The sequence below is a fragment of the Enterococcus sp. NPDC086594 genome (assembly GCF_044746145.1).
GTDB classification, from domain to species: domain Bacteria; phylum Bacillota; class Bacilli; order Lactobacillales; family Enterococcaceae; genus Enterococcus_D; species Enterococcus_D entomosocium.
The window spans coordinates 157,746-170,373 of sequence record NZ_JBIVBP010000002.1 but is presented as its reverse complement, the minus strand read 5'-3'; the positions used below and the strand labels follow the sequence as shown (position 1 = coordinate 170,373).

The 12,628-nt window shown below is 36.9% G+C and carries 13 protein-coding genes; 1 reads left to right on the top strand and 12 read right to left on the bottom strand.

The features are described 5' to 3' along the window. Position 1: 1 nt before the first annotated feature. The 12 genes from ACIPK1_RS05210 to ACIPK1_RS05155 all read right to left on the bottom strand — a co-directional run bounded on the left by ACIPK1_RS05210 (position 2) and on the right by ACIPK1_RS05155 (position 11,410). Positions 2-115: a HeH/LEM domain-containing protein gene (locus tag ACIPK1_RS05210; RefSeq protein ID WP_400450289.1), complete on the bottom strand. Its 114-nt coding sequence runs from the start codon at positions 113-115 to the stop codon at positions 2-4. 47 nt (positions 116-162) lie between these two features. After that, positions 163-1,050 carry a capsid protein gene (locus tag ACIPK1_RS05205; protein WP_400450104.1) on the bottom strand — a complete coding sequence of 296 codons (888 nt, stop codon included), beginning with the start codon at positions 1,048-1,050 and terminating at the stop codon, positions 163-165. A 13-nt stretch (positions 1,051-1,063) separates the two neighbouring features. Beyond that, complete coding sequence (locus ACIPK1_RS05200) at positions 1,064-1,654, bottom strand: phage scaffolding protein (protein WP_400450103.1); 591 nt, start codon at positions 1,652-1,654, stop codon at positions 1,064-1,066. Between the two features lie 308 nt (positions 1,655-1,962). Next, on the bottom strand, positions 1,963-3,114 hold the full coding sequence (locus tag ACIPK1_RS05195; RefSeq protein WP_400450101.1) for a phage minor capsid protein: 1,152 nt from the start codon (positions 3,112-3,114) through the stop codon (positions 1,963-1,965). A gap of 4 nt (positions 3,115-3,118) precedes the next feature. Next, a complete protein-coding gene (locus ACIPK1_RS05190; protein ID WP_400450099.1) occupies positions 3,119-4,657 on the bottom strand; it encodes a phage portal protein in 1,539 nt (512 codons plus the stop codon). A 14-nt stretch (positions 4,658-4,671) separates the two neighbouring features. Next, positions 4,672-5,967, bottom strand: coding sequence for a PBSX family phage terminase large subunit (locus ACIPK1_RS05185; RefSeq protein ID WP_400450096.1), 1,296 nt, complete (start codon positions 5,965-5,967; stop codon positions 4,672-4,674). After that, positions 5,942-6,850, bottom strand: a complete 909-nt coding sequence (terS, locus tag ACIPK1_RS05180; RefSeq protein WP_400450094.1) for a phage terminase small subunit — start codon at positions 6,848-6,850, stop codon at positions 5,942-5,944. The genes ACIPK1_RS05185 and terS overlap by 26 nt, the downstream gene beginning before the upstream one ends. A 124-nt stretch (positions 6,851-6,974) precedes the next feature. After that, the gene (locus ACIPK1_RS05175; RefSeq protein WP_400450093.1) at positions 6,975-7,715 is read right to left on the bottom strand and encodes an HNH endonuclease; all 741 of its coding nucleotides are present in this window, start codon (positions 7,713-7,715) and stop codon (positions 6,975-6,977) included. Beyond that, positions 7,708-8,907: an AAA family ATPase gene (locus ACIPK1_RS05170; RefSeq protein ID WP_269923648.1), complete on the bottom strand. Its 1,200-nt coding sequence runs from the start codon at positions 8,905-8,907 to the stop codon at positions 7,708-7,710. Before ACIPK1_RS05170 ends, ACIPK1_RS05175 begins: the two co-directional genes overlap by 8 nt. 449 nt (positions 8,908-9,356) lie before the next feature. Then, positions 9,357-9,869 carry an ArpU family phage packaging/lysis transcriptional regulator gene (locus ACIPK1_RS05165; RefSeq protein WP_269923647.1) on the bottom strand — a complete coding sequence of 171 codons (513 nt, stop codon included), beginning with the start codon at positions 9,867-9,869 and terminating at the stop codon, positions 9,357-9,359. A 947-nt stretch (positions 9,870-10,816) separates the two neighbouring features. Beyond that, positions 10,817-11,074: a hypothetical protein gene (locus tag ACIPK1_RS05160; protein ID WP_400450090.1), complete on the bottom strand. Its 258-nt coding sequence runs from the start codon at positions 11,072-11,074 to the stop codon at positions 10,817-10,819. A 75-nt stretch (positions 11,075-11,149) separates the two neighbouring features. After that, positions 11,150-11,410, bottom strand: a complete 261-nt coding sequence (locus tag ACIPK1_RS05155; protein ID WP_252709148.1) for an XRE family transcriptional regulator — start codon at positions 11,408-11,410, stop codon at positions 11,150-11,152. Positions 11,411-12,164: 754 nt separating this feature from the next. Between ACIPK1_RS05155 and ACIPK1_RS05150 the strand changes: the two genes are divergently transcribed. After that, the gene (locus tag ACIPK1_RS05150) at positions 12,165-12,365 is read left to right on the top strand and encodes a hypothetical protein (RefSeq protein ID WP_008377702.1); all 201 of its coding nucleotides are present in this window, start codon (positions 12,165-12,167) and stop codon (positions 12,363-12,365) included. Positions 12,366-12,628: the final 263 nt, after the last annotated feature.

Below are 12,628 nucleotides of genomic sequence, written 5' to 3'. Positions count from 1 at the left end.
ATTATTCACTCTCTTTTAACAGTTCAATTAATTCTGGTTTCTTGGCAGCTGATGGATACTCAATCCCTTGACGATCCAACTCAGCCTTGAGTTCATCAACTTTCATGTCACCGATTATCGCTGACTGTCCTTCCGCCCCAGAGTTCCCCGGTTCTTCCGGGGTTACGCTTTTGGGTCATCATAAGAGATATAGATCGCAGGACGTGCCTTCTTAAGTACCAAGCAGTCGTAATAGTCCAACCCTTTGATGGTGTCACGGTAACCGCCACGATCCTGGTCAGCAGGAACCAAATCAATCGTATTGTACTTCTCGATTGGCTTAGCAACGGTAATAGGCGTCATAATGAAGTTAACATGCTTGTCTTCATCGACCTGCAATCGATTTTTAGCAACCTTTTGGATGATGATATTCGTGCCGTCGAGCATTTCAACACGTCGATCGATACCGTTGAATTGTACTGTGTTGGTAGTAAAAGTCTTAGAGACACCATCTGCATTCTTCAATGCTTTGTAAGCATCACTAGACATAAACGCCACAAACTGACCAATGACTTCTGTATCAGTCATGTACGCCTCAGCATCATCGAAACTATCTAAAATGTTAGATTTAGTGATTGTTTCTTTGACCGTTTTTCCTTTGTAAACATTGTCAGAGGTGTCAAATCCAGCTTCAAGTAAGCGAGCAACAGCGGTTTGATCTTTCTCAGGAATCGTAACCAATCGAGTGTGCTCTTCAATGACAGCACCTACTTGATACGCTGCATTTTCCGATTGATCCAAGCGATCCATATCGTAGCCCATCCAACGTTCCTTTTCCAATTTTAAAGTTGATTTCTCAACTGAGATATTGTTCCGTTCGTTTTCTTTATTACGCTTATAATCAGCAGCAGTAAATCCTTGCATTTCATTTACACGTACTTCATGAGTCCCCACAAAATCCTCTTCTGTGATATCTTTTGCCCCTTGCGTTAATACTTCCCATACTTGCGACTCGGCAGCAAATTCCTTGTCGATTTTCGCTAAATCTTTACTGTCTAAAATTACTGGCATTTAAACCACTCTCCTAATTATTTTTTGTTTTTGCGATATTCTCGGCTAGATTATCTTTCCAGCTTTTTTCTTTAGGTGGTTCGCCACCACCTGTATTCCCAGCAGCCACAAATTGCTTTTTCTTTGGCTGAAGTGTAGGATCATTCGTTTGAAACAAATAGCCTTCATCTTTTTTCAATGTGGCTACTTTTTCATCTAATCCTTTGACACCTTCGTCAGTAATTTCCAACTCATCTGTCTTCAACAAAGCTTTCACAGCTGTAATGTTCTTAGCTCCAGCTTGTGTTAAAGCTAATTCGATTGCAGCGTTCTTACGATCTGCTAGTCGTTCAGCGGTCACAGTTTCTAACTGATTTTTATAGTCATCAATTTGCTTTTGCAAATCTTCGTTGCCACTGTTCGATGCTTTCAACTGCTCAACAAGCGCATTTGCGGCAGTTAAATCCTCGTTAGCCGTTTTCAACTTTTGAGACTTATCGTTAAAATCAGCTTTTGGCACTGCATTCTTTGGAAATTCTGACTTGATTTCCTTTGTTGCCCCGTCTAGATCAAACTTTCCATCCTCTCCGACGTTTTTTGATAAAATTTCTTTGATCCATTCCATGATTCATTCTCCGTTCCTTTTTATTCTGGTTGGTACCAGTTAGAGTGTGAGTTATACCGCTCACTTCGGTAGAAAAACAGTTTCAAGTCTTATTCAGGACAAAACAAAAAGCCTAGCAAGCTAGAATAAACAAACCTAAATCTTCGAACTCCCAAAATTCTTCTAATTCATCTTCATCCATTTGCAACCTCCTTCAAGTATCCGGCGGTTTCTTCTCATATTTCATAGCAAGGCCAATTTGATAAAATGCAAGTAAGATTTCAGATAGTGTTATGGTAGTTTTATTCTTCAATGAATCATTCCTCTCTTTATGAGTACACTTGTTCTCTCGAATAATCTCGACGCAACAATTGATCATGCTCGTTGATAAATGCTCTTAAAGCCGCCTGGCGCTTTCTTATTAGCTGTTTAAAGTGTTGGACATCTTCTTTATCGTCAATTGTCGTAGCAGCGGCATTCAGTTGCCTTTTTGCACGACGAATAGCGACTTCCATTCGTCGCTGTTTGGCAACTAGGTCCGCATTGTCAATCGCTTCCTTTGGATCATACTGCTTCATGTGAACATCAAGATTTGGATCATAGATTTGAATGTACAATCGATGCCTGCAGTTTATCCCCTGTGTGCCATCAGGCTCACCGTATCCGTGATCATAGATCGATGGAATGTGTCGCAATTCTTCCGGTGCATCTTCAGTGCGGACAAGTAGCACCCATCCACCTTGAATATGGGCACATTGTGGTCGTGCAGCCACATGGCTACTCATTAAAGCAGTGACGATGCCATGCTCTAGGCCTCGCTTCAGTCGCAGATCTTGATAAACACGGTGAGTGGTTGCTTTTAAAACCATCCGAACGTACCGCTCAAGGCTCCATTCTCGCCCTGACTTGTCGATAAAAGTCGTCATAACCCCTTTTTCCAGCATCGCATAGATTGATTCTCTAAGCGCCTGCTGTGGCGTTTTAGCACCACCGATGATTTTAGCTACAGTATCATTGAGAACTTGCTGATACATTTTAGCTAAGGGATTATTGGGATAATTGGTGTCGATCAGCGTTTGATTGACATGGTTGTCGAGATCTCGCCACTGCTGATTGAAATACGACTCCATCACATTGTCGATTTCAGTTCGTGGCGGTGGTTCTTTTTCCGTTTGCTTAGACAAATTCTTGTCCAAGTCAGAAACGACTTCAAAACCCATGTCCACGATGATCTTTCGTAGTTGATTATAAGAATACTGACTTATTTCGTTGACCAGTTGCTGCAGCGATTGCTGATTCAACAAATGTAATTGCTGCATCTTTTCAATCTTCCACCGAAACGCATTGTCTTCTGTGAGCCGCGTTTTGGTTGGCTTATTTAACTGACGGACAAGCATCTTCATGACCTCGTCTTCCATGGCCATATAGGCATCTTGGACGTAGGCAGCTTCAATTTCTAATCGATTCGGATTAATTGTCATTCAATCACTCCTCGAAGTCCTCAAATCCAGAATCTCTTATCTTCCCAGTCGTTTCATCGACAACATCCAACTGAGCTTGAATATAGATTTTTCGTGCAACGTTTTCTGGCAATTTCATTATTTTCGAGATAGCTAACCACCCTGGGATCAATCCGTCGTTTTTCAACTCTCGATAATAATCTGACTCGGATTTCTTATCTAAGAAAATTCCGTCGTCAAAATTTACCCCTATTTCTTCCCGCGTAGGAGCTTCTCCATCAAATAGAGGTTTCCCATCCACTTCTGTTGCTCGCCCAAGCTCGCACAACGCTAGCACAACATCCCGAATAAACTCTTCAAGTTCAGTTGTTTGCTGGTTCCTAGATTGATACGTTTGTGAGTTTTCACTTATTACCTCAGTTGCGGTCTTGTTGGTTGATCGGATGCCTTGGCCATCAAAGACGAAGGTTCCGGTTGAAAGTCCTACTTCCATTTCTAGAAGTCGCAGGCGATGATTGATCGCCCCAATATACTGCTCCGTTCGAATATCTTGTGTTAAGTCAGTTATTTTAAATTCATCAGGATTAGTGCCAGGGACAATAACATAAAAATCATCATCTTTGTCAAAGGTTAATCTAATTTCTCCAGTACTTTTATCAGGGATGCCGTTCAGCATAGATTCAGGGAAAGCTGCTCTTCTCTTTCCAACGTCAATTTCATGATCAAATGCATCCAAAGCTGTGTTTAGTCGATCAAGCGTCTGTTTGCAGTTGTCGTAAACACCAACGCCCAATGGAGAATAAGGGTGTATATTATTAAAGCCCGCGGTTTTGAAATAAGAGAAAATCGGACGGTCAATTTCTTCACCTCGAGCAGACGGCTCCAGTTCTGAATATTGTTCTAATGTCTTCAAAGATACTTGTACCCCTAGAACACTATGCTTCTCACTTTCATAAAGCTCGTTTGAAATCCAGTACTCTCCATCAATCCATTCGTGGAACTCCAACAGAGTGTAAAAAAATGTTTTAGATCCTTCAGTTTTGATAGTTTTGAACGCGATCGCACACTGACTGATTTTATTAGTACTACTCTCCAACGGAAAGAATGCATCGGGTAGCGCCCACGAGAACTCAATTTTCCCAGATTGGTCATTAAAATAAGGGCGTACTACCAAACCGCCCAGGGCCATTGCTGGCTCAAGATACTTACTTAGATTACGTTTGAAGTCATTTTTCTGAAACACAGATTCTATCCAAGCACTGACTTCATCATACTTGTTAGATTTATCATCTTTTCCGATTGTAATTTCTGCCTGCTCATTAAACATCACTTTCGCGTACTCAGAGGCCACCTTACGAGCCATATTAATATTCGCTTTTTTTCGTTGATCAGAATCGCAATGAGTATATCCTTGATAATAAAGCAAACTGCTTTGAATACGATCATACTCCTCACGGCTCATCTGAATCTTGGGATGATCTAAAATACTTTGTAGCTCTTTTTTTGCTCCTATCGCAACCGCCCCCTTTCCAAAGACTCTTTTTATTGTCTGCCAAAATGACACTGGACCACCTCCTATTAGAGAACATAACGTTTCGTAAAGTAATTAATTGCGTACCGACATTCATCAAGAGCATGGTTGTTTTTATCAACTGGGTAGCCATTATCATTACGGACATACATCCCTAACTCCTTGATAAAATAATAATGGCCATATTTGCCTTCATGATCAAAAAGAAAAAAGCGTCCTTTAGAAAAGGCGCTTTGCATGCGTTCAATCCCTATTTCAATTTTGGTGCCGTTACTCGTTACTTTATCTTTTGAATTGTTATCTGCTTTTGTAGTGACAATACCCAAAACACGTAATTCCTCACTCAACGACTTACAGGCCGGATCGACAAAAAATTTCGAATGCTTTGGCAGCCACGACCACTCTTTATAGCACCATTCTTTGAACTGCTTAATTTCCTTGGCATACTCACTCATTGCTTTTGTGACACCAGTATCAGCGCCGCTATGATAAAAGTTGGCCATTCGATAGAGATAGTATTTTCCATCTTTCCATGTAACGAGGTTTAACGAACAAGTTGTCGCATCGCTTTGACCACCATCGGCACTGAAGAACACTTCTACAGGCTTGCCTATGATTTCTTTTGTCATATGGGTATCTTCATTAAACATTGAATAGATCACGCCTTCGGGCATCACTCGATCGCCTAGCCAATCTCGTTTGTAAAGATAGTCAGAGACTTTACACTCCGCTTCCCATTCTTTTAATGATCGTTTAGTTAAAATAGGATTATCTTGTGGACGCCAATGTCGAAACATGTAAGAACCCGTTTCAATAAATGGCTTCAGTGTTTCAAGATTCGGATGATTTGGAGCCGGCGGGTTTTGTTCTGCAAGGTGGTACCGAAAGCTAGAAGCCTTGGTCCGACGAAAAGCCTCTTCGATAACCGCCTTATTTAAAAGATTAAACTCTAAAAAAGTGACCGTACCAAAAGACATCCCAGTGATAGCACCGACAGCATTCACTTTCCCGCCACCTTTATAATAGATCCGCTTTTCTCCTGTCGGGAGATTGATCCACAAGTGATCACCGTGCTCATCGTGTCGAATCTCAGCATAGCTGGCAAAGATATGTTCAAGCCCAAAACCTTCGCAATCCATAAACATTCTGTAAGCTTGTTCTTGGTTATAAGCGAGTACAAGATGATTCGTATCGGGATGTCCTGCGTAGATTAACGCCATCTTCTGCGCATCTGACATCGTCTTACCTGAACGAATCGTTCCCTCGTTCAATTCCATTCGAATCCCTTTGAGTGGTTGAAAAATATTCTGTTTTTGCTTAGTCGATAATTTCAACTGACTCATCGGTGTCATTCTCCTCAGCTTCTTCTATAGGACCAATAAGCGCTTGGCCAATATCAATAAGACCTTGCACTTTACTTTGTTCACCTTGTTTAAGTACCAGTTTAGCAGCTTTGTTTTCAAGGATATCTGCTTCAAAGATCATCTTCCGTTTTTGTTCTTCCAATAATGCAGCTTTTTCACCTGATAATGACAACTCGTTCAGTTGCTTGATGGATTTCGTCAGCTGGTTACTGATGCGTGTCAATGCCTCCTCAATAGCTAAGATATTATCTATTTTGCGAAACTGCTTCCTTGATACTTGCACATCCTTTAGAATCTCTCGCTTAATAGTAATGACTTTACCGTCAACAACTGTCGGCTCTTTGACCTTTCGTAACTGCTGCAATCTTTCAATTTCTTCCTGATTAAGACCATCCTCAGCATCTTTGATGCGTTGCATCATGCGCCGTTGTCTAATTTTCAACAACTTGATTTCTTCAGACAAAACAAAAAAAGGATCATCACTCAAGCTTGAGTAAATTTCCTTTTCTTCGTCAGATAAAAAATCCTCAAATATCGTTTCATATTCGCCAGTTTTCAGCGCATTTTTGTTTCTTTCAGGCGGTGATGCCCTACTATTACCTTTGTTGCCTTTTGCATTTTGGTTGCCAACTGGAGCCCCAGCACGTTTAGAACGTTCCGTTGTTTTTTTGGAGCGTTCCATTTCTTTTAATTGGAACGTTCCGTTCAACTTTTCATCCCAGCGATCCTTAGAACGCCAACCTCGGATGGTGCCAGCTGGTAAACCTAAAATATTAGCGATCTCGACAAGAGCAATCTTTCCACCGTTTTTTTCATAAATTCGAAAAGCTTCATCTCGTCTAGGGTCTCTTTTTCTAGCCATCCATGCACACCACCTCGCAATCACTCTTAATTGAGTTTTGTTTTACTAATTCATCTTGTATTATTGGTTTAAAATTAAATTTATAGGTAAGTAAAAACCGAAATCTCATGATGAAATACATTTATCATATTTTCAATGCGATATCATTAGCAACAGCATCCATGTTATCTAATTCATTATCCCATAATTGCTCTTCCTGCAACCATTGTTTTATATTGTTATAATTCTCATCGTTTAATAGTATACTAGATAACGTAGCGCTATAGTTTTTATTAGGCTGTACTGCTTCTAATATATCATGAAGTGAATTGCGTATTCGTAAGCATTTCATTGTATTTTGTTTAACCCCTGTATCTTCTAAAAGATCATTTATATCTTCAATCTTGTTAATAAGAGCTTCTGCTATTTTCATTCTAACTAACATTAATTTTTCTAAATCATTTAAATTTAAGCTCTTAATAGTATTTTTTCCGACTTCATCAATTCCCTTAATCCTAAAGCGATCCAATTTAAAATGTTGCTTAGGGTCATTAATTGTTGGATTTATTAAAGAAATTTTTTCTGGGTTAATATCGCCTTTTTTTATATTACATCTTTTGCAACTAGGTAAAAGGTTTGCCCAATCAACTACACGATCTGGAAAACAACTTTTAGGATAGAAATGTTCGACCTCCATATAGTTTCCAGAAACATCCAAAGATGTCTCACAATAGCAACACTTATGATGTGTCATTTCTAATAATTTTTCTTTAATATAGTCCTTATTCCAAACAGCCCTTTTCGTTTGTCTATATTTTTCTGTTAAGACTCGTACAACATCTTCTGTTAACTTTTCCGGACGAGCTATCCTCTCTATTTTAATCATTTACGATCCCTGCCATTTGAATTTCTAGAATTTGCTTAAGAGGATTAGTAGGGTGTAACATTTTTTCTAAGATCGCATATGACTCTTTTAATTTATGCTCATCCCCATCTTCAAGAGCCAATTCAAATTTTTCTTTAATATCAAGGTATTCATTACTCTTGACATTTTCAACTCCCATGACATCAGACAAGATTTCTTCAAGTGACCAACCTTTTAATCCATATTCACTGAGATCGAGTTCTTTTATTTCTACATCTTTAGATTCATTTAGCGTAAGGGGAATGATTTCATCTTTATTTAAATCTTGTAAAACACTTGGACTGTGGGTTGTAATAATGAACTGGGCTTTTGGAAATGTTTTTTTTAAGGCATGAACAACTCTTCGCTGCCATTCTGGATGTAGATGCATATCTATCTCATCTATTAGAACTACCCCGCTGAAACCTGTAGCTTGTTTATTTTCCATCCGAAACTCTATCTCAGAAATAATCCCCAACAAAATATACACAATTGCTTTGTATCCAGCTGATTCAAATTCAAAATAAACCTCACTACCTCGATCATCTAACACTATTTCATAGTTTTTTGTATCAGCCTTTTTGAACTTAATATCAGGATTAATTATCGAGAAAACATTTTTCATTAGATTGTAATTCTCTTGCTCGTATTCTTCCAAATCATCCCAATGTCCACTACTCATATATCTATTCACAAGCCAATTTTTTAAATCTTCAGATTTTATTCCTTCTTTAACAATATCTTTGGATTGCCAGAATTCTCTACCTGGATATTTTTTCAGACTTGTTATTTCTTTGTAATTTATGCTTCTATCAATTGAAAAATTTATTAATTCCAGATATAGAGTTCGATTTATTCTATCAGGTTCATACATTTCAAGTGGTTTAATTGCATCTACATTTACATTCAATTCATCAGTAATTGAATCAGAGTTAGTTAAACTAAGGTTTATTTTCCCAATATTGCTACCGTATTTTTTCTTAATACCCTGTCCTCCATCAGAAAAACAAGCTGCAACAGATTTCAAGATTGTTGTCTTTCCAATACCGTTTGTACCACAAATTACATTCATACTCTCATTAAAGTTCAGTGTTAAATTTGAAATATTTCCAACATTCTCTAAATTAATTCGGTTGATTTTCATTTTATCTCCTAAATCAATTATTTTTAACATAATTATACTCCTTCGTTCTATAGTTTTCCATATAAGTTGAAAGTTATAAAAATAACATAGCGGTAAATATAAAGTTTATATATATCAAAAAAACAGCCTTAAAAGGCTGTTTTTTGTGGGGAGTATGTGAGATCATGAGAGCGATTCAATCGATTAATTCCTATTGACATAGCTGGACCTGAACCACCAGCCTCCTAAATAAAAATCAAGCTCTTTTTTATCTGAGTTACACGTTAAAATCAAATAGACGTCGAATGAAGATAAGGAGCGTTCTCAGCTCCATTCATTTTAGTTTTACTGTCTTTCTGTCAAAGAATAATAAAGCGACGAGGAGATTAGCCCCCTTTCGGTTTATGAGTTATTATGTGAGTAGCCCACCAACCACATCTCTTAATCTTTCGACACTAACATAATATCACCTTAAATCGAACGAAATCCCTAAAAAACCCCTAACATTTCCCTATAAAATCCCTATTTTTTTGAGCTATTAACACACCACCTGAATATGCTTCTGCAAATTCAAATAAAGCCAGCGATCGAAGACGCTCGATATTCTTTTCACTATATAGAATACGCTCAAATTTCCCAGATGGCGTAACCTGGTAGATATCAAGTTTATATGCAATGTCTCGAATTGTAAGTTTGTTGGGATCACAATAACTGAAACGAAGGATTTTTTTAGAGATATCCGATAGGCTGTCAATCGCTTGATCAATCAGTACAATCTCTCTTGAGTAATTTTCCATAAGTCCAACTAAACTTAATTGATGCAGCATGACTTTCTCTGTACCGTTCGTATTACTTCGATGAGCAGGATCATCGGTTATTTCCGGAGAACGGATTAATGAATATGGATCTATACTGGCACCCACTAAACGCCGTTTCTTTCTTCTGTATGTCATCAGAAGCTTTCTTGCGTTAGCGCGTGTTTTATTCTCATCTATTTCCTGTAATAAAGTCATAGCGCATATCCCTCCGATTTGGTGTAATTAATCTACCTCTAGTATCAATAATTTTGAGATGAATCTGTTTTTGTTTATTCTACATATTATGGAAATAAATATTCTAAGTTATTAATTAACTCTCCTTAACCTGGATTGCAATCCATTATTCATAGGTGTAATTTGAACTCGAGGGTCAGAGCGATCATATCTTCAAAAATAAATATTCTGCTAATGGTTGCTTTCAAAGATATGCCTCCGCCCTCTCCTAGCGAGAGATAATAATCTAACATAATAACGCAGCTACGCTTTTTAAATCCTCGCTAGGATACATAATTATTCCAAAAGCATACGATTAATGATAGCCAGATAAATCCGATTTTTTGTTACTTTGAGATCTTAAGAAATAACTTGTTATAGATTAAGCTTTCTTAATCTGTTTGAAAAATGTTATTTAAATATAGTAGTCTGTTTTCGAAGGCTAGTATCGAATCTCCTTTTAAAGATATGGGTATTTAAATTAAAACATCTATTCGATAAATTGCTAGCCTTCTCCTAGCGAGGTTGCCTCATCCAACTAAGGCTCTGCTGTATCCATCGCGCCTCGCTAGGGTACATAGTTAGTTAAAATTAAGTGTCTTTTTGTATTTTCAAATATGGTATTGACCATTAGAAAATATTATTCTATTCTTCTAACTTACTTTATTAACTCTTTACTTTTATTTTTTATACTAAAAACTATAAGGAGTTGATTCCAAATGTATGTTGTGAAAGTATTGCATGGCTACATCACCCCTACTGGATGTCGAACACGTCTAAAAAGTAAAGCACGATTGTTTAAGTGTAAAGCTGATGCAGAAGAATTTGCATCCAAGATAGGTGGGAGAGTAAAGAAAATTGAATAGTACTGGATAATAAAGAGTGCACTTCTATAAATAGTAGGAACTTTTTATTTTACTTAAATTGTTTCAATTGATGGAACACATTGATTGTTTCCTCTTTTTGGATGAGTAGTTCTTCTGCTCTGCTGCAGCATAGTTCTCAGTTGAAAACGTCGGAGAGACAATTGAAAAAGTACTGGTAATCTTCGGCTCTCTTGGCTCACCTACTCGACATCTTTCAGATAGATAGGCAGCCATAAAGACGTCCACATTGTATTTTGTTTTTTCAATATCCAAATTCTTAGGATCTGGTACTTCATATTTACTTACATCAAAAAGTGCCATAGTGCCTGATTCCCCTTACTATGTTATAATATATTTGTTGGAAATATTATATTGTGTCGGAGGAATCCGACTTTTTTATTGTTCTGACCAGTCCTCGATTAAATCAATTGTTTTAATATTTAATAATTTTGCCGCACGTTGTAGTATCTGCACACTAAAAACAGCTTTTCCCTCAATAACCTTTTTAAGCCGTGCTGAGTCACATCCTAAATCATTTGCAAATGCAGTCATGCTGCTATAATCGCTTTTCAAAAAATAGCGTTCGATATTTTCACCCATCACAATTTCAATTGGTCTCTCATCTTCGGGAATTAAACGCTCTTTGTACTTTTTCATTTTCATCACCTCGATTCATTTATCGTATAGGATAGCCAACTTGTAGCGATTATTGCCGATAGTATTATTACAATAAAAGATTTATTCTTCATCCGAAGCATTTCATCCTTCCTTACTAATAGTGTTTTCACACATTGATTTGATACAATATAACTGTCAGGCGGAAAACTGACAGTTCACTGTTTGAGATGGTAAGTAATTTGCCATCTCTTTTTTGTAGCTAGCAGTTTCCTTGACGGATACTCAATATTTACTTTAGAATGTCTGTAATGCCTCTATATTCTTTTAACTAACCCTTTCAAGTTTTTAGGCATTGCCAGCAACTTTATAGTTGTTGGTTTTTTTTATTTGCTCAAAAAGACTGATTAAAGTAATATTTAAAAAAAGGCAACTCCTAACTAAATGCAATTGAGGCCCGATTTCATTTTAAATTTAGCCTTTCCAGTACCCGGATGCTCCAAGGTACTGGTTTTTTTCGCATATATATAATTTTTTTACTTAAACACTTTGTTCTGTTATCCTTTACATCGAAGGTGCTTTTATGGATAACTGTAAGAGAATTGATATATGTGATTTATTTGATTCAAATAGCACAGATATAAACGACCTATTGCTTCAAGGTATCTATGATAGAGAAATGTATATTGTATGGTATGAAATAATTTTTCCTTACAAAAATATAAAGATATGTGATATTTTTGAAAATGATTCTATAACGAAAGTTTCTTCAAAATATATTTAGAGGAGTAGCATTATGAAATTATTTAAAAAAAGTTTTTTTATATCTTTATTTTGTTTTCTACCTATGGTTGGTGTTGTTAGTTTGTTCACTGAAATCACCTTGAATGTTTCTACATTCTTGAAACATCTATTTATATTTTCCGGTCTTTTTTTTGGCTATTTTTTTACTATCTTCTTTACTGAAGCTTATGAAAAGAAAATCAAAAAAGGTTGATTTGTTGTTTTAAATGTATGTGGCTATCTTTCAAATTTGTTATATTAGTGTCACGCCAAGTAAATAGGTACTATGATAATATTCCCCTTAACAACAATTACTTAAGGAGTACCTATGCAAACCCTAAAAGTTATGATTTTATCTTTTCTTTTTATCTTTTTTTTGGTATTAATTTGCCTGATAATATGCATTTTATTGTCTCTTTTTATTAGTTTGTATAAATTAGTTAGTGAAGATGCGCCTGCTAAACAGACTTTCAAAAG